The organism is Kitasatospora phosalacinea (assembly GCF_000716545.1).
In the GTDB taxonomy this organism is placed as follows: Bacteria; Actinomycetota; Actinomycetes; order Streptomycetales; family Streptomycetaceae; genus Kitasatospora; species Kitasatospora phosalacinea.
Genome location: NZ_JNWZ01000019.1, coordinates 1 through 20,970 on the forward strand (window position 1 = coordinate 1; position 20,970 = coordinate 20,970).

Consider the following 20,970-nt stretch of genomic DNA (forward strand, 5'->3'; position numbering starts at 1 on the left):
GCGACGACGATCTTGGCGGAGGTGGTGGCGCGGCTGGGGGCGGCGGCCGCGTTAGAGCTTGCGAAGTCCACTGAGGACCCTTTCGAGCAGCGTGACGTCAGGCGTACCGCCCGACTCGCCCGCGGCGGCGGGCTGGTGGATGGCGACCAGACCGGCTTCCGCCAGGTCTGCGACGAGGATGCGGGCGACCCCGAGCGGGACGCCCGCCAGCGCGGAGATCTCGGCGACCGACTTGACCTCGCGGCACAGCGACACGATGCGGGCGTGCTCGGGGAGCAGCCCGCCCGGGGCGGTGGTGCCGGTGGTCGAGATCAGCGCCTCGATGGCCAACTGGTAGCGGGGCCGGGTGCGTCCGCCGGTCATGGCGTACGGGCGGACCAGCGGCTGCTGCTCGTAGCCGTCCGACTGCTGGCCGCCGTACCCACCGGCCTGCTGGCCGCCGTAGCCGTTTCCGTACCCGTTGCCGTACGCACCGGCGGGTGTCGGGGGCGGGGTCATGCGTCCTCCTTGTGCTGCAGTCGTTCGCGGCCGGAGCCCACTGGGCCGTTGACTGACGGGCTGTCAGCCACCGTACGACGAAGACCTGGGGTGGGGTGCCGGACCCCGGGGTCGGGTTGGGGCCCGGCACGGTGAGGGTGGTGCTAAGGAGTCGGGGGTCGGGTGGACCGGACCGTCAGTGCAGCAGGCTGCCCTGGAGTTCGGCCCGCAGGGCCGGCGTGAGCACCGCGCCGGCCCGGTCGACCAGCAGGGCCATCTCGTACCCGACCAGGCCGATGTCGGAGTCCGGCGAGGCGAGGACCGCGAGCGCGGAACCGTCGCTGATCGCCATCAGGAACAGGAACCCGCGCTCCATCTCCACGACGGTCTGGTTGACCTCGCCGCCCTCGAAGATGCGGCTGGCACCCGAGGTCAGCGAGGTGAGGCCGGAGGCGACGGCGGCCAGCTGGTCGGCACGGTCCCGGGGGAAGCCCTCGAGCCCGGCCGCTGCTGCGACGCGGGACCGCCGAAGCCCGGCTGCTGCGTCCCCGCCTGGCGGCCCTGCTGGATGCCGCGGCGCAGGTTGGTCAGCCGGCCGCGCACCTCCTCCGGGCTGCGCGAGACCTGGGGACCGGTCAGCGGGCTGGCCTCGGCGCTGCCGGAGACCAGGTTGGCCTGCGGGGTGCGGCGCGGCAGCCCCGAGGTGGTCAGGCCGTTGGTCTGCGGCTCGCGCATCTGCTCGGCCCGCCGCCAGCGCTCGTCGTTCGCCGACGGGCGCCACGGCGCGTCCGGGCCGTCCTGCGGGCCCACCGCCGGACCCGTCGGACCGCCCGCCGGAGCGCCGCCGAACGGCGCCCCCGGACGCTGGCCCTGGCCCTGGCCCTGAACCGGCCGGCCCTGGCCCGGCTGGCCCTGCGGACCGGCCGGACGCTGCGGGGCGCCCTGCGGCGCACCGCCCTGCACCGGGCGCGACGGCAGGCCCTGGCCCTGGCCCTGGCCCTGCGGACCGGGCGCCTGCGGACGCTGCCACTCGGCCGGCTCGGCCTGCGGACGCGCCGCCTGCGGAGCCTGCGGGACGAGGCCCGGCGCCGAGGTGCCCGGACGCTGCGGCTGGTACGGACGCGGACGGAACTGCTCGCGGCCCTGCATCGGGTCGGCCGGACCGGCCGACTGCTCGCCGGCCGTCGGCAGCGCCATCGGCTGCGGACGCTCCGCGAACTGCTGCTGCGGCGGCTGCTGGGCCTGCGGCGGCAGCGGCGGGACGCCCTGGCCCACCGGGTCCGGCAGCACCGGCTCCACCAGGCCGAGGCCCAGCGGGTCGCGCGGGTCGATGTCGGACGCCTCGAACCGCGGCCGGGCGAACGCGCCGGACTGCTCGGCCGGGGCGGCCTCGATCGGTGCGGCCGGCTGCGACTGCTGCGGCAGCGGACGCCGCTGCGGCTGCTCGGCCCACCCGTGCTGAGCCGGCTCACCGCCGACCGGACGCTGCGGCCGGCCCTGCTGCGGACCGCCCTGCGGGCCCTGCGGACGGCGCGGCCCCTGCGGGCCGCCCTGCGGCGGCTGGCCCGGCTGGCCCTGCTGCTGCGGTCGCCGGGGCGGCAGACCGCCGCCCGGGCCGCCCTGGCCGCCGGGACCGCCCTGGCCGCCGGGAGCACCCTGCAGGCCCGGCGCACCCGAGGCGCCCGGCACCCGCCGCGGCGGCAGCCCGCCACCGGCCGGCGCACCGGCACCCGCGCCCGGACCGGCCGGGGCCGACGGCCCCGGCCCGCCGGGAGCCTGGTTCTCGCGCAGCGACTGGCCCGCCGCACGGGTCGGCAGCCCACCGGAGCGGCCGCCCTGGGCCCCGCCGCTGCCGAACGCGCCGCCCGGGCCGAACCCGCCGTCGCCCGGCGCGCCCTGGCCCGCGCCACCGGGACCGCCCGGGACGCGCCGCGGCGCGGACGGGCCGGAGGACCCGGCGGGGGAGAACAGGTCGGGGCTGCCGCCGGCCGGGCCCTGGCCCAGCTGCGGACGGCCCGCGGGGTCGTTCGGGCCCGCCTGGCCGAGCGCGGTGCGCCCGCCGGGCAGGTCGCCCGCGGGGCGCCCCTGCTGGCGCGGCGTCGGCGCCAGGCCGCGCTGCTGCTTGCCGCCGCCCTGGGGGCCGCCGGCACCCGCACCGGGCCGGCTGCCGCGCCGCTCGGCGGAGTTGGTGACGTCCACCGGCAGCATGACCAGCGCGGTGGTGCCGCCGGAGTCGGACGGGCGGAGCTGGATCCGGATGCCGTGCCGCAGGGACAGGCGGCCGACCACGAACAGACCCATCCGGCGGGAGACGGAGACGTCCACGACCGGCGGGTTGGCGAGGCGCTCGTTGATGTCGGCGAGGTCGTCGGGGGACAGGCCGATGCCGGTGTCGTGGATCTCGATCAGCACCCGGCCGTCCGGCAGGGCGTGGCCGGTGACCCGGACGCGGGTCTGCGGGGAGGAGAACGAGGTGGCGTTCTCCAGCAGCTCGGCGAGCAGGTGGACGAGGTCGTTGACGACGCGGCCGGCCACCTCGGCGGTGGGCACCGAGGCCAGTTCGACGCGCTCGTACTGCTCCACCTCGGAGGCGGCGGCGCGCAGCACGTCGACCAGCGGGACGGGGCGGGTCCAGCGGCGGCCCGGGTCCTCGCCCGCGAGGACGAGCAGGTTCTCGCCGTTGCGGCGCATGCGGGTCGCGAGGTGGTCGAGCTTGAACAGCGAGGCCAGCTGGTCCGGGTCCGCCTCGCGGCTCTCCAGCTCGGAGATCAGCGACAGCTGGCGCTGGATCAGGCCCTGGCTGCGGCGCGAGAGGTTGGTGAACATCGCGTTGATGTTGCCTCGCAGCAGCGCCTGCTCGGCGGCCAGTCGGACCGCCTCGCGGTGCACCATGTCGAAGGCGTGCGCCACGTGGCCGATCTCGTCGGAGGAGTCGACGCCGACCGGCTCGACGGTGACGTCGACGTCCTGCGGGTCGCTCTCGGAGAGCGTCTTGACCAGCTCCGGGAGGCGGCGCTCGGCGACGTCCTCGGCGGAGGTCTGCAGGCGGGTCAGCGAGCGCACCATCGAGCGGGCCACCAGGGCGGCGCCGGCGATGGCGACGATGAGCACCAGGGCGACCAGCGAGGCGTTGATCACCGACTCGGTGTCGGCGTCGGACTGCAGCCGCTGGGCCTTGCCGTCGAGCTCGTTGAGCAGCTCGTTCTCGATGCCGCGCTCGCCGTTGACCTTGGCGGTCGACTTCTCGTACCAGTCCTGGTAGCTGACGTTGTCGTTCTGCTGGATGCCGTTGGTGCTGAGGGCGGCCTTGGAGAGCCGGTCGGCCTCGGCGACCACCTTGTTGAAGCTCATCGCGGACTGCTTGCCGCGGGCCGCGGCCTCGCCGTAGATGGCGGTGAAGTTCTGGAGCGCGTTGCCCTCGGCGACGAGCAGCCGGGCGCCGAAGGTCTCGTCGGAGATGGAGAGCTTGGCACCGCCGGGGCGGGCGAACGCCGCGGAGAGCAGCGCGCGCTGCATGGAGGTGTTCTCCTTGGCCAGCGAGAACTGGTACAGCGACCGGGTGGCGGTGATCAGCTCGGGGGAGTTCGAGGTGACCGCGATGTCCTGGGCGGCGCCGAGCAGGTCGATGATGATCACGTTGTAGTTGGTGATCGTCGCCTGGAGGTTGTCGAGGTCGGCGTACGCGCCGGTGCGGGCCCGGGGCAGTCCGTTGAGGTCGCGGCGGACCTGCAGCAGCAGGGTCTTGGAGCCGGCCAGGTCGAGGTTGTCGAACTTGTCGGCCGCGGCGGTGAACTTCTTGGACAGCAGGTTGCTGTCCTTGTACGCCTGGGCGATCTCCTTGTCGCTGTCCGCCGGGACCTTGTTCACCAGCGGACCGGCCGAGATGTCGCGCTCGGTCTGCAGGGCGTGCGCGAGGTCGGTCGCGGTCCGGGCGAGCTCGGCCAGGTCGCTCATCTGGGAGAGCTCGCGGGAGTTCTCCATCGAGGTCTGCACGCGCAGGCCGCCGAGGAGCAGCGCCACCGCCACGGGCAGGAAGAGCAGGGCGATCAGACGGGTGCGGATCCGCCAGTTGCGCATGGCGAAGCGGCTCAGGCCGGTGGCCCGGCGGCGGGTGAGCGTCCCGCGGAGTCTGGACCGCCGGCTCTTCTGGTCGGCCGGCTTGTCGCCGCCCTGCTCCTGGGGCGCACCGCTCGCGCGCTGCGCCCCGCTGTCGGCGGCGGGCTCGGCGGCGGAGCCGTACGGCCGCTCACCTTGGCCCGTCGTCGCCGGTGCCGCCTGGTGGGGGCCGGCTGCGGGCTCGCGCGACTCCGGGTCACCCGCGGCGCCGCTGCCCCTCTTGAAACGTCCCTGCACTGGCGTCGCAACCTCTGGACCGGGCGCCCTTCCCCGCCGGGCGGAGATAGGGCGGTGTCGAGTTTTTCCGTGGCATTCCAGCACAGCGGGGGAAGTCCAACAAGGGCCGTTACGACACGGTGTCCTGGGCAACCCTCCGCGCGCGGCGCCTCACGTTCCGTGGCGCATCGGCCGCGAAATACGGCTCTTTTCGGACACTCGACGTGTCCAGGTCAACGAAGGGGAAGATCGGCATGTGCGTCGAATGTCCGTGATATCCGCAATGGTGGATTTCGCCATTGGTCCCGAATCGCCGTCTCCGCCCCCTTTGCTCCGTTAATTGTGAGCAAAATCACAGCCCGATGTGTAGCTTTGGTCACGGCCGCTGTGGAATGGGCTCCCTAACCTGACAGGGTTGATCGGAGCCTGCCCAGTCGCGGGCCCGCGCAAAAGTCCGCTTCGAACGAAACTGAGGGTGCTGACGCAAATGTCCGAGACGACCAACGAGGCCGCGCGCTCCACGGCCAACCCGCGCCGCACCACCCTGGCCTCCGTCGCGGACTTCCCCCGGCTGCCCGGCCGCACGCCCCGCGCGTACGCCGCCGAGCTCCCCGCCAGCACGGCCAACCCGCGCCGCACGGTCCTGATGACCGCCCCGGCCCCCCGCCTGCCGCGGGACTGACCCGCGCGCCGATAACCTGGTGGCACGAGCCGGGCCCGGTACTGCGGGCTCGGCAGCCGTCCGGGAGCGTCCGGGCGGCCGACGAACCGAGAGGTTGCAGGGCTGTGCGTATCGCCAGGTTCTCCGTCCGCGAAGGGAGCCCCGCGGCGGGCTCGGTCTCCTTCGGAATCATCGAGGGGGACGCCGCGCAACCCGACTCGCTGGTGGTCCACACGCTGGCCGGCCACCCCTTCGGCACCCCCCAGCCGACCGGCGAGACCCACCGCCTGCAGGACGTCCGGCTGCTGGCCCCGATGCTCCCCAGCAAGATCGTCGCGGTCGGCCGCAACTACGCCGCGCACGCCGCCGAGCTGGGCAACGAGGTCCCCGCCGTCCCGCTGACGTTCTTCAAGCCCTCCACCGCCGTCATCGGCCCCACCGAGTCGATCGCCTACCCGCCGTTCTCCTCGGACGTGCAGTACGAGGCCGAACTCGCCGTGGTGATCGGCCGGATGTGCCGCGAGGTGCCGCTGGAGCGCGTCCCCGAGGTGGTCTTCGGCTACACCTGCGCCAACGACGTCACCGCCCGCGACGTGCAGCAGCGCGAGGGTCAGTGGGCCCGCGCCAAGGGCTTCGACACCTCCTGCCCGCTCGGCCCGTGGATCGAGACCGACCTCGACCCCGCCGACCTGGCCGTCACCTGCACCGTCAACGGCGAGCTCTGCCAGGCCGGCCGCACCTCGCAGATGGTCCGCTCGGTCGCCGAGCTGATCGCGCACGTCTCCGAGGCGATGACCCTCCTGCCGGGCGACGTCATCCTCACCGGCACCCCCGCGGGCGTCGGCCCCCTGAACGTCGGCGACGAGGTCGCCGTCTCCGTCGAAGGCATCGGCACCCTCTCCAACAAGGTCGTCAAGCGATGAAGGAAGCAGCAAGCGTGACTAACGCAGACATCGACGGCTCCGCCGCGGGGAAGGACCCCGCCGTCCGGGTCCGCTTCTGCCCCTCCCCGACCGGCAACCCGCACGTCGGCCTGGTCCGCACCGCCCTGTTCAACTGGGCCTACGCCCGGCACAACGGCGGCACCCTGGTCTTCCGCATCGAGGACACCGACGCGGCCCGGGACTCCGAGGAGTCGTACGAGCAGCTGCTCGACGCCATGCGCTGGCTCGGCTTCGACTGGAACGAGGGCCCCGAGGTCGGCGGCCCGCACGCCCCCTACCGCCAGTCGCAGCGGATGGACGTCTACGCCGACGTCGCGAAGCGCCTGCGCGAGGCCGGCCACGCCTACCCCTGCTACTGCACCACCGAGGAGCTGGACGCCCGCCGCGAGGCCGCCCGCGCCGCCGGCCGGCCCTCCGGCTACGACGGCCACTGCCGCGACCTGACGGCCGAGCAGGTCGCCGACTACGAGCGGGAGGGCCGCCCGTCGATCCTCCGCTTCCGGATGCCCGACACCACCCTGGCCTTCGACGACCTGGTCCGCGGCCCGATCTCCTTCGACCCGAAGGACGTCCCCGACTACGGCATCGTCCGGGCCAACGGCGCCCCGCTGTACACCCTGGTCAACCCGGTCGACGACGCCCTGATGGAGATCACCCACGTCCTGCGCGGCGAGGACCTGCTCTCCTCCACGCCCCGTCAGATCGCCCTCTACGCGGCCCTCGCCGAGATCGGCGTCGGCAACGGCACCACCCCGAAGTTCGGCCACCTGCCGTACGTGATGGGCGAGGGCAACAAGAAGCTCTCCAAGCGCGACCCGCAGGCCTCGCTCAACCTCTACCGGGAGCGCGGCTTCCTCCCCGAGGGCCTGCTCAACTACCTGGCCCTGCTGGGCTGGTCGCTCGCCGAGGACCGCGACATCTTCGACATCGACGAGATGGTCGCCGCCTTCGACCTCGAGGACGTCAACGGCAACCCGGCCCGCTTCGACCTCAAGAAGGCCGAGCACATCAACGCCGAGCACGTCCGCCGCCTGGCCCCCGAGGAGTTCGTCAAGCGGCTGGTGCCCTACCTGCAGGCTCCCGGCCTGCTCCCGGCCGAGCCCACCGCCGACCAGCTCGACCTGCTGGCCAAGGTCGCGCCGCTCACCCAGGAGCGGATGGTGGTCCTCTCCGAGATCGCCACCATGGCCGGCTTCCTGTTCGTCGCCCCCGCCGACTTCGCCGTCGACCCGGAGGACGCCGCCAAGGTCCTCACCGCGGACGCCCGCCCGGTGCTGGAGGCCTCCGTCAGGGCGCTCACCGAGCTTCCCGACTTCACCCCCGACCCGATCCAGGCCGCCCTGCGCGAGGCCCTGGTCGAGGGCCTGGGCATCAAGCCCAAGTTCGCCTTCACCCCGCTGCGGGTCGCGGTGACCGGTCGCCGGGTCTCCCCGCCGCTGTTCGAGTCCATGGAGCTGCTCGGCCGCGAGGAGACGCTGCGCCGCCTGCGGGCCGCCCTGGAGCTGCTCCCGGCCTCCTGACGGCCGCTCCCGGACACCTGCGGGCCGTGTCGCTGACCTGGCCCGCAGGTGTCCGGCGCGCTGCCTGCGGTTATCGATTTTGGAGCGGGGCGGGGCGTCGGGTAATGTTCTTTCTGCGCCGCCCGGGCAGGGAGGCGCGAGACACCGAGGAAGATCCCGCAGAGGGGTTGAACTCTGGTGGGGTATGGTGTAATTGGCAGCACGACTGATTCTGGTTCAGTTAGTCTAGGTTCGAGTCCTGGTACCCCAGCGCAGCACATCACTGCAGTAAGCCCCCGTTGTGTAGTGGCCTAGCACGCCGCCCTCTCAAGGCGGTAGCGCCGGTTCGAATCCGGTCGGGGGTACGCAATTCTTGACAATTGCAGAACGAATGAGTCCCGCCCCCGTTGTGTAGTGGCCTAGCACGCCGCCCTCTCAAGGCGGTAGCGCCGGTTCGAATCCGGTCGGGGGTACTCGCTCATTCGGGCCCCCGTTGTGTAGTGGCCTAGCACGCCGCCCTCTCAAGGCGGTAGCGCCGGTTCGAATCCGGTCGGGGGTACTTTTGGGGTATGGTGTAATTGGCAGCACGAGTGATTCTGGTTCATTTAGTCTAGGTTCGAGTCCTGGTACCCCAGCCAAGAAACGCTCCACAGAACGAGCTCCGGGAAACCGGGGCTCTTTTGCATGTCCGGGCCCGCACGCCCGGCCCCGCACGTTCGGCCCCGCGCGCCCGGCTGCCGCGTGCCCGCGCGCACGCCCCCGCCCCGCGCTCCCGACGCGACGACGCCCTCCCGACCGGCGGTCGGGAGGGCGTCTCGTCGTCCGGCGGCCGCTCAGCTGCGGCGGAGCGCCTCGGTGAGGCGGTTGGCGGCCTCGATGATGGCCTGGGCGTGCATCCGGCCGGGGTGGCGGGTGAGCCGCTCGATCGGGCCGGAGACGGAGACCGCGGCGACCACGCGGTTGGAGGGGCCGCGGACGGGGGCGGAGACCGAGGCGACGCCGGGCTCGCGCTCGCCGATGGACTGCGCCCAGCCGCGGCGGCGCACGCCGCTGAGGGCGGTGGCGGTGAAGCGGGCGCCCTGGAGGCCGCGGTGCAGGCGCTCGGGCTCCTCCCAGGCGAGCAGGACCTGCGCGGCGGAGCCGGCCTTCATCGGCAGCGTGGAGCCGACCGGCACGGTGTCCCGCAGGCCGGAGAGGCGCTCGGCGGCGGCCACGCAGATCCGCATCTCGCCCTGCCGGCGGTAGAGCTGGGCGCTCTCGCCCGTCACGTCCCGCAGGTGGGTGAGCACCGGTCCGGCGGCGGCCAGCAGCCGGTCCTCGCCCGCGGCGGCGGAGAGCTCGGCGAGCCGGGGGCCGAGGATGAAACGGCCCTGCATGTCGCGGGTGACGAGCCGGTGGTGTTCGAGTGCGACGGCGAGTCGGTGGGCCGTGGGCCGTGCCAGACCGGTGGCGGCGACCAGCCCCGCCAACGTGGCGGGGCCCGACTCCAGTGCGCTGAGCACCAGAGCGGCCTTGTCGAGAACGCCGACGCCGCTAGTGTTGTCCATGTCTCGATACTGCAGTCTCAATCAGCGAGACGCAAGTTCAATCTTCCGAGAAAAGCGCCACTCTTGGAGTCAGCAGCCCGGGAGACACCCAGGACGGCACTCCACCGAGGTGTCCGGATCCTGGACGGTCCGGCGTGCAGGTCGCGACTCCAAGCGAGCCTCACAGGGCGGCACGGGACAAGACCTCGACGATCACGAGAAGGCCGGCAGAGCGGCCGGCTGGAGGGAATCCGATGGGACGGACACTCGCAGAAAAGGTCTGGGACGACCACGTCGTCCGGCGCGCCGAGGGCGAGCCCGACCTGCTCTACATCGACCTGCACCTGCTGCACGAGGTGACCAGCCCGCAGGCGTTCGACGGCCTCCGGCTGGCCGGGCGCCCGGTCCGCCGGACCGATCTGACGATCGCCACCGAGGACCACAACACCCCGACCCTGGACATCGACAAGCCGATCGCCGACCCGGTCTCCCGGGTCCAGCTGGAGACGCTGCGCAAGAACGCCGAGGAGTTCGGCGTGCGCATCCACTCGCTGGGCGACGTCGAGCAGGGCGTGGTGCACGTGGTCGGCCCGCAGCTGGGCCTGACCCAGCCGGGCATGACCGTGGTCTGCGGCGACTCGCACACCTCCACCCACGGCGCCTTCGGCGCGCTGGCCTTCGGCATCGGCACCAGCCAGGTCGAGCACGTGCTGGCGACCCAGACGCTGCCGCTCGCCCCGTTCAAGACCATGGCGATCACCGTCGAGGGCGAGCTGCCCGAGGGCGTCACCGCCAAGGACCTGATCCTGGCCGTGATCGCGAAGATCGGCACCGGCGGCGGCCAGGGCTACGTCCTGGAGTACCGCGGCTCGGCGATCCGCAGCCTCTCCATGGAGGCCCGGATGACGATCTGCAACATGTCCATCGAGGCGGGCGCCCGGGCCGGCATGATCGCCCCGGACCGCACCACCTTCGACTACCTGCAGGGCCGCCCGCACGCCCCGCAGGGCGAGGACTGGGACGCCGCGGTCGCCTACTGGGAGACCCTGGCCACCGACGAGGACGCGGTCTTCGACGCCGAGGTGTTCATCGACGCCGCCGAGCTGACCCCGTTCGTCACCTGGGGCACCAACCCGGGCCAGGGCGCGCCGCTGGGCGCGAACGTGCCGAACCCGGAGGACTTCGCGGACCCGCAGGAGCGGATCGCCGCCGAGAACGCCCTCAAGTACATGGGGCTGGAGGCCGGCACCCCGCTGCGCGAGGTCAAGGTCGACGCCGTGTTCGTCGGCTCCTGCACCAACGGCCGGATCGAGGACCTGCGGGCCGCCGCGGCCGTCCTGGACGGCCGCCGGATCGCCGAGGGCGTGCGCATGCTGGTCGTCCCGGGCTCCGTCCGGGTCGCCCTGCAGGCCGTCGAGGAGGGCCTGGACAAGGTCTTCACCGCCGCGGGCGCCGAGTGGCGGCACGCCGGCTGCTCGATGTGCCTGGGCATGAACCCGGACCAGCTGGCCCCGGGCGAGCGCTGCGCCTCCACCTCGAACCGCAACTTCGAGGGCCGCCAGGGCAAGGGCGGGCGCACCCACCTGGTCTCCCCCCAGGTGGCCGCCGCCACCGCGCTGGTGGGCCGTCTGGCGGCCCCCGCGGACCTGACCGACAACGTGGCCGTGGAGGTCTGAGCCATGGAGAAGTTCACCACCCACACCGGCCGCGCCGTCCCGCTGCGCCGCTCCAACGTGGACACCGACCAGATCATCCCGGCGCACTGGCTGAAGAAGGTCACCCGCTCCGGCTTCGAGGACGGCCTGTTCGAGGCCTGGCGCAAGGACGAGTCCTTCGTCCTGAACCTGCCCGAGCGCCAGGGCGCGTCCGTCCTGGTGGCCGGCCCCGAGTTCGGCACCGGCTCGTCCCGCGAGCACGCCGTCTGGGCGCTGCAGAACTACGGCTTCCAGGCCGTCGTCTCCTCCCGGTTCGCCGACATCTTCCGCGGCAACTCGCTGAAGAACGGCCTGCTCACGGTGGTCCTGCCGCAGGAGACGGTGGAGGCGCTCTGGGCGCTGACCGAGGCCGACCCGACCGCCGAGATCACCGTCGACCTGGAGGCCCGCGAGGTCCGGGCCGAGGGCATCACGGCGCCGTTCGAACTGGACGACAACGTGCGCTGGCGGCTGCTGAACGGCCTGGACGACATCAGCATCACCCTGCAGAACGAGGCCGATGTCGCCGCGTTCGAGGCCAAGCGGCCCTCCTTCAAGCCGCGCACCCTGCCGGTCGTCTGAGTCACCGCTTTCTGACGCTCCGACAACAAGACCCGCCCCCCTCCGGGGCGGGTCTTCGTTGTTCGCAGGGGAGTTCGTCAGCCGCGAATAGACCCTGGTGTAGCGCAACTCCGCACAGATGGCACAATCGTTGCATGCACCACAGTCCCGAACCTCCGTACCTGGACGGCGAACCGGCGTCCGGGGACGGTCGGGACGGTGCTGCCGACTCGGAAGTCACCCTGCTCTACGCACTGGTGGCCGAGCGGTTGAAGCAAGCCCACGCCCGCGTTCACGCGCTGAACGTGTCGACGGACGCAAAGACCGCTCTCACCCGACAACTGCTGATCGTCACCGAGACCGCGAAGCGCGATCTCCCGGAGGCGGCACGGCGGTTGAGTCGCTTTGTGCAGGACCTCGACGAGGGGCGGATGCCTCCCCGGTGAGCACCTCCATGCGCAAATCCATTGCGACACTAGGGTGATTCACGCGTTTGGTAATTGAAAGTCCGCAGATACATACCTAACGTGCGAAAAGAACGGATGGAATCATCCGGCGCCCGTTTCCGAAGGGGAAGACGTGAACAAGGCTCAGCTTGTCGAAGCGGTGGCCGAGCAGCTGGGCGGTCGCAAGGCTGCCGCAGAGGCCGTCGACGCAGTGCTCGACACCATGGTGCGTGCCGTCGTGGCGGGTGACCGCGTCTCGGTCACCGGTTTCGGCACCTTCGAGAAGGTGGAGCGCTCGGCGCGCTTCGCCCGCAACCCGCAGACCGGCGAGCGGGTCAAGGTCAAGAAGACCGCGGTGCCGCGGTTCCGTCCCGGCCAGGGCTTCAAGGACCTCGTCTCCGGCAGCAAGAAGCTGCCGAAGGAGGGCCCGTCGGTCAAGAAGGCGCCCAAGGGCTCGCTCACCCCGGGCAAGTCCGGCGTGGCCGCGACCCCGGCCGCCAAGCGCGCCGCCACCAAGCGCGCCGCCGCCGCGGGCGCGGGCACCGCCGCGACCAAGAAGACCGCCGCCAAGAAGACCGCCACCACCGCGACGGCCAAGAAGGCGGCGCCCGCCAAGACCGCGGTCAAGAAGGCCACCACCGCCAAGACCACGGTGGCCAAGACCGCGGCCGCCAAGAAGGCGTCCACCGCGGCCAAGAAGACCACCACCGCGGCGGCCGCCAAGAAGACCGCCGCCACCGCCAAGAAGACCGCTCCGGCGAAGAAGACCGCCACGCGGAAGACCACCGCGCGCAAGTCCACCGCCAAGTAGTCGCCCGCCCCGGCGCCGGCCAGTCCGGCCCGGGGTCGCCGGCCGCGCCGGTCCGGCCCGGTTCCCCCCGGGTCCGGACCGGCGCGTCCTTTTTCCGGCCGCCCCGTGCCCGGCGGCCCGGGCGGACCGGCGCGACCGGCGGACCGGCGCTCCCGACGCGCCCGGCCGGGCGAACTGAGCGGCCGTCGGAACGACGCGGCGTCAGGGCGCCGCAGGGCGCGGGGAAAAGCGCGGAACCGGCGGGAATTACTCCTGCGGCGCTTCCACCGGCAGCTCGTAGCAGATCTCCCAGCGGGAATCCGGAATGACGAGATCCGCGGTCTCCACCGGCCGCCCCGAATCGTCCAGGTACGTCCGCTCGATCACCGTCACCGGATCGCCCGAGCCGATCCCCAGCAGCGTGGACTGCTCCGCCGTCGCCCGCGCGGGGCGCGGCCGCTCCACCGCCCGCACCACCCGGATCCCGATCGAGGCCATCCGGGCCACCACCGTCCGACCGTGCATCGGGCCGTACCCGGGCATCGTCACCGGGCTCTTGTCGGTGAGCGCCATCGGCTCCCAGGAGTCGGCGAGTTGGACGATCCGCCGTTCCAGCAGGAACTCGTACCGGGTGTGCACCACCAGGGCGCCGGGCTCGATCCGCAGCCGCCGGGCCACCTCCTCGGTGGCCGGGACGAGGGCCGCGGTCTCCGACTCCCACTCGCCGTCCGGCCCCGGCGCGGCCGGGAAGTCCTCCACCGCCCGGGTGCGCACCATCGGCAGGCGCGGCTTCGGGACGCGGAGGTAGGTGCCCGAGCCGGTCTTGCCCTCCAGCAGGCCCTCGTTGATGAGCACTTCCTGGGCCCGCTGGACCACGTTCGTCCCCACGTCGTAGCTCTTGGCCATCTTGGCCCGGGACGGCAACCGCTCGCCGACCTTCCACTCCCCGGCCAGCACCCGGCGGCGCAGGTGGTCAGCGATGCGGCGGTACGGAGGGTCCTGTTTGGGCATCTGGCATCTCCCGGGGGAGGGCGGACCTGCCGGGTCGCGGCAGGACGGGTGATCAGGACGGGTGGTTCGGCTTGACAACCTAATGCATTAGGTGAAATCTAATGCTTCAGATTCACTGCGAGTGATGAGCTGACTTCGGGGAGAGGTGTGGCATGCGGAGCACGAGGGTGTTCGACCTCGCATCCGGGCTCGCGGGGGCCACCGGAGCCGAAGCCAGGATCAGCCAGTTGCCCGACGGCGGTTACCGAGTGGAAGCGGAGCTGCCCGGAGAGCCGGAGACGCACGACCACCGGGCGGTCCTCGACCTGCTCCGCCGGGCCGACCGCTACGGGCACCGCTACCGCACGCGCACCCACACCGTCTGGGCCGAATTCGACCCGCCGCAGGAGCCATCGTGAAGGACACGCCGCCCGGCTACACCGTTGCCATCGAGGGGATCACCGAGCCGACCTCGTTCCCCGCCCTGGCCCCCGCCCTGGCCTCGCTCTGGTGGACGCTGAACACATTGCCGCTGGGCTGGACGCAGTTCGAGGCCTACCGCTACTTCCTCGGCCCGGGCGCGGTCGAGCGCACCGAGGCGTTCCTGGCGCGGGACGGGCGGCTGCAGCTCGGCTTCGCCCTGCTCGGCCGGACCAGGCTGATCAGCGTCGTCCCGGGGGAGCACGGGACGCCCCAACAGGTCTGCGCCCCGCTCAAGTTGGTCGACTCGCCGGAGGTCGCCGCGCTGCGCGCGGACGGCTCGGGCGACGGGCGCGGCCGGGGGCCCGGGCGGCGGCGCGGCGCCTGACGGCGGGCGGTGGCGGGCGCCGTCCGGCGCGGTGGGCGGTCGGCGCGGTCGGCGGGTGCCGGGCCCGGCGGGCGGCTCAGTCGGCTTCCGGGTCCGGGAAGGTCTGCAGGGTGAGGAAGACCACCCGGCGGTCGGCGCCCTCGCCCGCGGTGCGGATGCGCACCCGTTGGCCGGCCCGGAGCAGGCGCAGGCCGCCGGCGTCGAAGGCGGGCGCGTCGAAGGGGACGGGCGTGCCGTCGTCGAGCAGGACCGAGCCGGAGCGGGTCGTGGGGTCGAAGCTGAACGCGGTGGCCTGCATGGGAGCCAGCATAGGGCTTCGGAGCAGGGCGGAAGTGGCCGGGCCGAGGCCGAGCAGGTGGGCGGCGGCCAGGTCCGCCGGGGTGTCGACGTCGCGGCGGACGGAGGGGGCGCCGGGGAGCAGCAGTTCGGCGGCGCCGCCGGCCAGGTGGGCGTCCCGGGAGCCGGGTCCGAACGCGGGGCGCAGCGGTTCGCGGGGCGGCCCGGCGAGCAGGACGGTGCCGGTGCCGGGGGCGTCGGCCAGGAAGGCCCGCCCCCGCACGGGCACCGCCGCCAGGACGCGGGCGAGCTCGGCGGGCCGCAGCGCGGGCAGGTCGGCGGAGAGGGTGGCGACGGGGGAGCCGGGGGAGCGGCGGTGGGCGGCGGCGGCGCCGTGCGCGAGCGCCGGGTTGAGACCGCCCGGTTCGTCGTCCAGCACCTCGGCTCCCAGCGCGCGCAGCGCCCCGGCGGCGCGCGCGTCCCGGGTGACCACCAGGACGCGTCCGACCGCGGGGCAGGCCAGCGCGGCGGTGACGGTGTCGAGCGCGAACGCGAGGGCCAGCCGGGGCCGCAGCGCGCCGAGCGCGGCCAGCCGGCTCTTCGCCCCGGCGAGCGGCTTGACCGGGACGACCACCGACCAGCCGGTCCGCGGTCGGGCCCGCTCCGGCCGGGGCCGCCCCGGGGCGGTCGGCCCGATGGCGGCGGGGCGTACGGTGTCCTCTGTCATCGGCGCCATTGTGGCGTCGGCCGGGGAGCCCTGGCCAGCGTGTCCCGGCGCCCGGGGCGGCGGGCCGGGGACGGGTCGACCGGTGGCGGTGGTGGCTGCTCGACACAGGCTCGGCTCCCGGGCGAGACTGGTCGGCGCCTCGGAGCCGCCGGTCGGCCCCGGCGAGGAGATACCGCGGCGCAGTTACGGGGCGCCGCACGGATGAGGAGGAGCAGGGGTGGCCCGCCGCTCTAACGCCAGGTTCGGAAACGCCGACTACGGGATCTGGTACCGCTTCGCGGCGGTGCTCGTGAAGCCGGTGACCAACGCCCTGGCAAAGGCGGAGTGGCGCGGCTGGGAGCACCTGCCCGAGAAGTCCGGGTTCATCGCCGCGGTGAACCACAATTCGGTGATCGACCCGGTGTTCTACGCGCACTGGCAGTACAACTCGGGCCGCCCGCCGCGGATCCTCGCCAAGTCCTCGCTGTTCTCGGTGCCGTTCATCGGCTTCATGCTGCGCAAGACCGGCCAGATCCCGGTGTTCCGGGACTCCACCGACGCCGCCGAGGCGTTCCGGGCCGCGATCGACGCGGTCAACGGCGGCCAGTGCGTGCAGTTCTACCCGGAGGGCACCCTCACCCGGGACCCGGACCTGTGGCCGATGACCGGCAAGAGCGGCGCGGCCCGGGTCGCGCTGATGACCGGCGCGCCGGTGATCCCGGTGGCGCACTGGGGCGCGCACGAGATCATCCCGCCGTACGGCAAGGGCAAGGGCAAGTACCGCCTGTTCCCGCGGCACAGGGTGGTGGTCGCGGCCGGCCCGGCGGTCGACCTGAGCAAGTACCAGGGGAAGGAACTGACCGCCCAGGTGCTCAGGGACGCCACCGACGACATCATGGCCGCGATCACCGCCGTGCTGGAGGACGTCCGCGGCGAGCAGGCCCCGAAGGAGCGCTACGACATGCGCAAGGCCGCCAGGGAGCGGGCCACGGCCGCCCAGGCCAAGCGCGAGCGCGCCGCCGAGGAGGGCGGCCGGTGACCCGCTGCGCGGTGATGGGGACGGGCTCCTGGGGCACCGTCTTCGCGATGATCCTGGCCGACGCGGGCTGCGAGGTGACGCTCTGGGGCCGCCGCCCGGAGCTGGTCGAGGCGATCGACCGGGACCACGTCAACCGGGACTACCTGCCGGAGCTGACCCTGCCCGCGGGCATCCGGGCCACCACGGACGCCGCCGAGGCGCTGGCCGGCGCGGACTTCGCGGTGCTCTCGGTGCCGTCCCAGACGCTGCGCGACAACCTGGCGCTGTGGGCGCCGCTGATCGAGCCGCAGACGGCGCTGGTGAGCCTGATGAAGGGCGTCGAACTCGGCACCGTGAAGCGGATGAGCGAGGTGATCTCGGAGGTCGCCGGGGTCGGCCCGGAGCGGGTCGTGGTGGTGTCGGGGCCGAACCTGGCCGGTGAGATCGCCAACCGGCAGCCCGCCGCGACCGTGGTGGCGTGCACCGACGAGGAGGTCGCCAAGCGCTTCCAGAAGGCCTGCCACACCCCGTACTTCCGCCCGTACACCAACACCGACGTGGTGGGCTGCGAGCTGGGCGGCGCGGTGAAGAACGTGATCGGCCTGGCGGTCGGCATGGCCAACGGCATGGGCCTGGGCGACAACACCAAGGCGACGCTGATCACCCGCGGGCTGGCCGAGACCACCCGGTTGGGCCTGGCGCTGGGCGCCGACGCGCACACCTTCGCGGGGCTGGCCGGGATGGGCGACCTGGTGGCGACCTGCTCCTCGCCGCTGTCCCGGAACAACACCTTCGGCACCAACCTGGGCCGCGGCATGACGCTGGCCGAGACCATCGCCGCCACCAGCCAGACCGCGGAGGGCGTGAAGTCCTGCGAGTCGGTGCTCGACCTGGCCCGGCGCAACGGGGTGGACATGCCGATCGTGGAGGCCGTGGTGGACGTGGTGCACAAGGGGCGGCCGACGCAGGAGGTGCTGAAGGGACTGATGTCCCGTTCGGCCAAGCCTGAGCGCCGGTGACCGGAATCGGACGGTAGTCTCAACGCCGATATGAGCATCGAACAGTCCTCCCCGAACCAGGCGGCCAAGCCGCGCGTCGCGATCGTCTTCGGCGGCCGCAGCTCCGAGCACGGCGTGTCCGTGGTCACCGCCGCCAGCGTGCTGCGCTCGATCGACCGCAGCAAGTACGAGGTGCTGCCGATCGGCATCACCCACGAGGGCCGCTGGGCCCTGGTCGGAGACGAACCGGCCCGGATGGCCATCACCGACGGGCGGATGCCCGACGTCGACCAGGTCGCCGAGTCCACCGAGGGCCAGGTGGCGCTGCCGCTCGCCCCCGGCAGCCGGGACGTGGTGTGGAGCGAGCCCGGCGCCGCGCCGAAGGTCCTCGGCGAGGTGGACGTGGTGCTCCCGCTGCTGCACGGCCCGTGGGGCGAGGACGGCACCCTGCAGGGCCTGCTGGAGCTCTCCGGCGTGCCCTACGTCGGCTCCGGCGTGCTGGCCTCCGCGGTCGGCATGGACAAGGAGTTCACCAAGCGGATCATCGAGTCGCTCGGCCTGTACGCGGGCGAGTACACCGTGCTCAAGCCGCGCGAGTGGGAGTCCGAGGCCGGCCGCGCCGCCGCCCGCGAGCGGATCGCCGGGCTCGGCCTGCCGCTGTTCGTCAAGCCCTGCCGGGCCGGCTCCTCGATCGGCATCACCAAGGTCAAGGACCTCGCCGACCTGGACGCCGCGATCGAGGAGGCCCGCCGCCACGACCCCAAGGTGATCGTGGAACGGGGCGTCGAGGGCCGCGAGATCGAGTGCGGCGTGCTGGAGTTCGAGGACGGCCCGCGCGCCTCCGTCCCCGCCGAGGTGCTGGTCGACGGGGACTTCGAGTTCTACGACTTCGAGGCCAAGTACATCGACTCCTCCGAGGTGCGCATCCCCGCCGACCTCACCGACGCCGAGCGGGACGGGATCCGCCGCCAGGCCGTCGAGGTGTTCGAGGGCCTCGGCTGCGAGGGCCTGGCCCGGGTCGACTTCTTCCTGCTGGCCGACGGCCGGTGGATGGTCAACGAGATCAACACCATGCCCGGCTTCACCCCGATCTCGGCCTACCCCAAGATGTGGGAGGCCACCGGCGTGCCCTACGCCGAGCTGATCGACCGCCTGCTGGCCGCCGCGCTGCGCCGCTCCACCGGCCTGCGCTGACGCCTCAGGACGCCCCGTCCAGGCAGTCCGAGTCGGGCTTCCCGCTGATGACCGGGACGCTCGACCGGACGGCGTCGGCGAGGTACGCCAGCGGGTCCGCGTAGTTGGCGTACGCGCCCTTCGGGACGTGCACCTCCACGTAGGCCATCCGCATCCCGGTGGCGAACCGGTAGCCGCCGTCGCCGTCCTCGGCCATGCCCCAGCCGACCTCGTTGACGCACGGGCCCTTGCGGGTGCTGTCGTCCAGGAAGTCCGGCCGGTCCCCGCCGCAGGTCAGCACGGTGCGCGGGGAGGTCTCCCAGGCGGCGGTGTACGGCGAGGCGGGGGCCGGGTCCTTGCGGGCGTGCCCCAGGACCTCGGCGGGCAGCGCGGCGTCCAGCGCCGCGCAGTACCGGGCGGCCTCGGCGGACGGCACCGGCGGGGTGACGTCGGGCTCACCGCTCCAGGCGGCGACCAGCCCCGCCGTGCCCGCCAGCAGCACGGCGGGGGGAGCCAGCCAGCGCACGGGTGCGGGCAGGCGGTTCAACAGCTCGCGGAAGGCCATCCCCCGATGGTAAGGACCCTTACAGTCGCACCACCGGACAGGTCAGGGTCCGGGTGATCCCCTCCACCTGCTGCACGTTGGCCACCACCAGGCGGCCCAGCTCGTCGATCGACTCCGCCTCGGCCCGGACGATCACGTCGTAGGGGCCCGTCACGTCCTCGGCGGTGATCACCCCGGCGATCCCGGCGATGGACTCGGCTACCGCGGTGGCCTTGCCCACCTCGGTCTGGATCAGGATGTACGCCTGCACCACGGTGGACCTCCAGGCGGCTGGGTGGGGGAGTTGCGACCGTCAGTCTGATCACCACGCTACCGCGCGGGGGCGCGGACGGGGGAGACCCCGGAGGGTCCGGAAGGCGTACGCTGCGGCGCGGGGACGGCGGTCCCCGGGACACGGGGCGAACATCCAATCGGACAAAACGGGGAACGCGGAGGAGACGGACTGATGCAGGGGACCGTGGGCGAACTCGGCGAGTTCGGGCTCATCCGGGAGCTGACCGCGCGGCTGCCGATGACCCCGGCGGTGGAGCTCGGGCCCGGCGACGACGCGGCCGTGGTCAAGGCGCCCGACGGGCGGGTGGTGGCCACCACCGACGTGCTCATCGAGGGCCGGCACTTCCGCCGCGACTGGTCCACCGCGTACGACGTCGGCCGCAAGTGCGCCGCGCAGAACCTGGCCGACATCGCCGCGATGGGCGCCGTCCCGACCGCCCTGCTGCTCGGCCTGGTCGCCCCCGCCGACCTGCCCACCACCTGGGCCACCGAGCTGATGGACGGGCTGCGCGACGAGTGCCAGGTGGCCGGCGCCGCCGTGGTCGGCGGCGACGTGGTGCGCGGCGACACCATCACGCTGGCCATCACCGCGCTCGGCGACCTGCAGGGCCGGCGCCCGGTGGTGCGCTCCGGCGCGCAGGTCGGGGACGTGGTCGCGGTGACCGGCTGGCTCGGCTGGTCCGCCGCCGGACTGACCGTCCTGCAGCGCGGCTTCCGCTCCCCGCGGGCCTTCGTCGAGGCCCACCGCCGCCCCGAACCGCCGTACCACGCGGGCCCGGCCGCCAGCGAGCTCGGCGCCACCGCCATGGTCGACGTCTCCGACGGCCTGGTCGCCGACCTCGGCCACGTCGCCCGGGCCAGCGACGTCGACATCGAGCTGCGGGCCGCCGACTTCGACGTCCCCGCGCAGATGGCCGACATCGGGCAGGCCGTCGGCGTCGACCCGCTGGTGTGGGTGCTGTCCGGCGGCGAGGACCACGCCATCGTCGCGACCTTCCCCAAGTCGACCGCGCTGCCCGCCCGTTGGCGGGTCATCGGCGAGGTCGTGCGGACCGCCCGCCCCGGCCGCGGCGGCACCGTCACCGTCGACGGCGCCCCCTGGGACCGCACCGCGGGCTGGGACCACTTCGCCGAGCAGTAGCCCGCGCTGCCGTACGGCTACCGGCTGGTACGGCCCCCGAGCGCGTAGGGTTGCGCCTGTCGGGCGGACCGACAGCGTCGACGGTCCGGTCC

General features: G+C 73.3%; 19 protein-coding genes, 5 tRNA genes and 2 pseudogenes. 18 read left to right on the forward strand and 8 right to left on the reverse strand.

Going from position 1 to position 20,970, the window contains the following annotated elements; all coding sequences use genetic code 11:
• Positions 1-51 precede the first annotated feature (51 nt).
• The 3 genes and pseudogenes from OO48_RS11910 to OO48_RS11920 form a co-directional block, all read right to left on the reverse strand.
• Entirely contained in the window at positions 52-498 is a 447-nt protein-coding gene (locus OO48_RS11910; RefSeq protein ID WP_033215061.1) for a DUF742 domain-containing protein, read from the reverse strand.
• A gap of 175 nt (positions 499-673) precedes the next feature.
• Positions 674-973, reverse strand: a pseudogene (locus tag OO48_RS11915) (roadblock/LC7 domain-containing protein); the annotation flags it as partial.
• The gene (locus tag OO48_RS11920; RefSeq protein ID WP_051732039.1) at positions 910-4,830 is read right to left on the reverse strand and encodes a sensor histidine kinase; all 3,921 of its coding nucleotides are present in this window, start codon (positions 4,828-4,830) and stop codon (positions 910-912) included. The gene OO48_RS11920 and the pseudogene OO48_RS11915, both read right to left, overlap by 64 nt.
• 466 nt (positions 4,831-5,296) lie before the next feature.
• On the opposite strand from OO48_RS11920, the gene OO48_RS11925 reads away from it, so the two are divergent.
• The 8 genes from OO48_RS11925 (at position 5,297) to OO48_RS11960 (ending at position 8,551) form a co-directional block, all read left to right on the forward strand.
• Positions 5,297-5,491, forward strand: coding sequence for a hypothetical protein (locus OO48_RS11925; RefSeq protein WP_033215063.1), 195 nt, complete (start codon positions 5,297-5,299; stop codon positions 5,489-5,491).
• 104 nt (positions 5,492-5,595) lie between these two features.
• Entirely contained in the window at positions 5,596-6,393 is a 798-nt protein-coding gene (locus OO48_RS11930; RefSeq protein ID WP_033215065.1) for a fumarylacetoacetate hydrolase family protein, read from the forward strand.
• A gap of 14 nt (positions 6,394-6,407) precedes the next feature.
• Positions 6,408-7,934, forward strand: coding sequence for a glutamate--tRNA ligase (gltX, locus tag OO48_RS11935; protein ID WP_051732040.1), 1,527 nt, complete (start codon positions 6,408-6,410; stop codon positions 7,932-7,934).
• 178 nt (positions 7,935-8,112) lie between these two features.
• Positions 8,113-8,184: transfer RNA gene (locus OO48_RS11940), tRNA-Gln, on the forward strand.
• Between the two features lie 21 nt (positions 8,185-8,205).
• A tRNA-Glu gene (locus tag OO48_RS11945) sits at positions 8,206-8,278 on the forward strand.
• Positions 8,279-8,313: 35 nt separating this feature from the next.
• Positions 8,314-8,386: transfer RNA gene (locus OO48_RS11950), tRNA-Glu, on the forward strand.
• A gap of 13 nt (positions 8,387-8,399) precedes the next feature.
• Positions 8,400-8,472, forward strand: a tRNA-Glu gene (locus OO48_RS11955).
• Positions 8,473-8,476: 4 nt separating this feature from the next.
• A tRNA-Gln gene (locus OO48_RS11960) sits at positions 8,477-8,551 on the forward strand.
• A gap of 195 nt (positions 8,552-8,746) precedes the next feature.
• On the opposite strand, the gene OO48_RS11965 is transcribed toward OO48_RS11960, so the two are convergent.
• Positions 8,747-9,460 (reverse strand): IclR family transcriptional regulator, encoded by a 714-nt coding sequence (locus OO48_RS11965; protein ID WP_033215067.1) that lies wholly within the window; start codon positions 9,458-9,460, stop codon positions 8,747-8,749.
• A 233-nt stretch (positions 9,461-9,693) separates the two neighbouring features.
• On the opposite strand from OO48_RS11965, the gene leuC reads away from it, so the two are divergent.
• The 4 genes from leuC (at position 9,694) to OO48_RS11985 (ending at position 12,951) form a co-directional block, all read left to right on the forward strand.
• Positions 9,694-11,115: a 3-isopropylmalate dehydratase large subunit gene (gene leuC / locus OO48_RS11970; RefSeq protein WP_033215069.1), complete on the forward strand. Its 1,422-nt coding sequence runs from the start codon at positions 9,694-9,696 to the stop codon at positions 11,113-11,115.
• A gap of 3 nt (positions 11,116-11,118) precedes the next feature.
• Positions 11,119-11,715: a 3-isopropylmalate dehydratase small subunit gene (gene leuD, locus OO48_RS11975; RefSeq protein ID WP_033215071.1), complete on the forward strand. Its 597-nt coding sequence runs from the start codon at positions 11,119-11,121 to the stop codon at positions 11,713-11,715.
• Positions 11,716-11,849: 134 nt separating this feature from the next.
• Positions 11,850-12,140, forward strand: a complete 291-nt coding sequence (locus OO48_RS11980; RefSeq protein WP_425338534.1) for an SCO5555 family protein — start codon at positions 11,850-11,852, stop codon at positions 12,138-12,140.
• 133 nt (positions 12,141-12,273) lie between these two features.
• Positions 12,274-12,951: an HU family DNA-binding protein gene (locus OO48_RS11985; protein WP_033215073.1), complete on the forward strand. Its 678-nt coding sequence runs from the start codon at positions 12,274-12,276 to the stop codon at positions 12,949-12,951.
• Between the two features lie 246 nt (positions 12,952-13,197).
• Here OO48_RS11985 and OO48_RS11990 read toward each other — a convergent pair whose 3' ends face one another.
• A complete protein-coding gene (locus OO48_RS11990; RefSeq protein WP_033215075.1) occupies positions 13,198-13,941 on the reverse strand; it encodes a GntR family transcriptional regulator in 744 nt (247 codons plus the stop codon).
• A gap of 152 nt (positions 13,942-14,093) precedes the next feature.
• Here OO48_RS11990 and OO48_RS11995 point away from each other — a divergent pair, with 152 nt between their 5' ends.
• Positions 14,094-14,339: a hypothetical protein gene (locus OO48_RS11995; RefSeq protein WP_033215077.1), complete on the forward strand. Its 246-nt coding sequence runs from the start codon at positions 14,094-14,096 to the stop codon at positions 14,337-14,339.
• Entirely contained in the window at positions 14,336-14,728 is a 393-nt protein-coding gene (locus OO48_RS12000) for a hypothetical protein (RefSeq protein ID WP_033215079.1), read from the forward strand. Before OO48_RS11995 ends, OO48_RS12000 begins: the two co-directional genes overlap by 4 nt.
• Positions 14,729-15,047: 319 nt before the next feature.
• Here OO48_RS12000 and cofC read toward each other — a convergent pair.
• Positions 15,048-15,731, reverse strand: a pseudogene (gene cofC, locus OO48_RS12005) (2-phospho-L-lactate guanylyltransferase); the annotation flags it as partial.
• Between the two features lie 217 nt (positions 15,732-15,948).
• Here cofC and OO48_RS12010 point away from each other — a divergent pair.
• Genes OO48_RS12010 through OO48_RS12020 form a run of 3 tightly spaced genes read left to right on the forward strand, consistent with a single transcriptional unit; the run spans position 15,949 to position 18,920 of the window.
• A complete protein-coding gene (locus OO48_RS12010) occupies positions 15,949-16,749 on the forward strand; it encodes a lysophospholipid acyltransferase family protein (protein ID WP_051732041.1) in 801 nt (266 codons plus the stop codon).
• A 14-nt stretch (positions 16,750-16,763) separates the two neighbouring features.
• On the forward strand, positions 16,764-17,747 hold the full coding sequence (locus OO48_RS12015; protein WP_033215210.1) for an NAD(P)H-dependent glycerol-3-phosphate dehydrogenase: 984 nt from the start codon (positions 16,764-16,766) through the stop codon (positions 17,745-17,747).
• A 30-nt stretch (positions 17,748-17,777) separates the two neighbouring features.
• Positions 17,778-18,920: a D-alanine--D-alanine ligase family protein gene (locus tag OO48_RS12020; protein WP_033215080.1), complete on the forward strand. Its 1,143-nt coding sequence runs from the start codon at positions 17,778-17,780 to the stop codon at positions 18,918-18,920.
• A 4-nt stretch (positions 18,921-18,924) separates the two neighbouring features.
• Here OO48_RS12020 and OO48_RS12025 read toward each other — a convergent pair whose 3' ends face one another.
• Both OO48_RS12025 and OO48_RS12030 read right to left on the reverse strand, forming a co-directional pair.
• Complete coding sequence (locus OO48_RS12025; RefSeq protein ID WP_051732042.1) at positions 18,925-19,464, reverse strand: DUF3515 domain-containing protein; 540 nt, start codon at positions 19,462-19,464, stop codon at positions 18,925-18,927.
• A gap of 19 nt (positions 19,465-19,483) precedes the next feature.
• Complete coding sequence (locus OO48_RS12030; RefSeq protein WP_033215082.1) at positions 19,484-19,717, reverse strand: Lrp/AsnC ligand binding domain-containing protein; 234 nt, start codon at positions 19,715-19,717, stop codon at positions 19,484-19,486.
• Between the two features lie 192 nt (positions 19,718-19,909).
• Between OO48_RS12030 and OO48_RS12035 the strand changes: the two genes are divergently transcribed.
• Complete coding sequence (locus tag OO48_RS12035; protein WP_033215084.1) at positions 19,910-20,878, forward strand: thiamine-phosphate kinase; 969 nt, start codon at positions 19,910-19,912, stop codon at positions 20,876-20,878.
• Positions 20,879-20,970 lie beyond the last annotated feature (92 nt).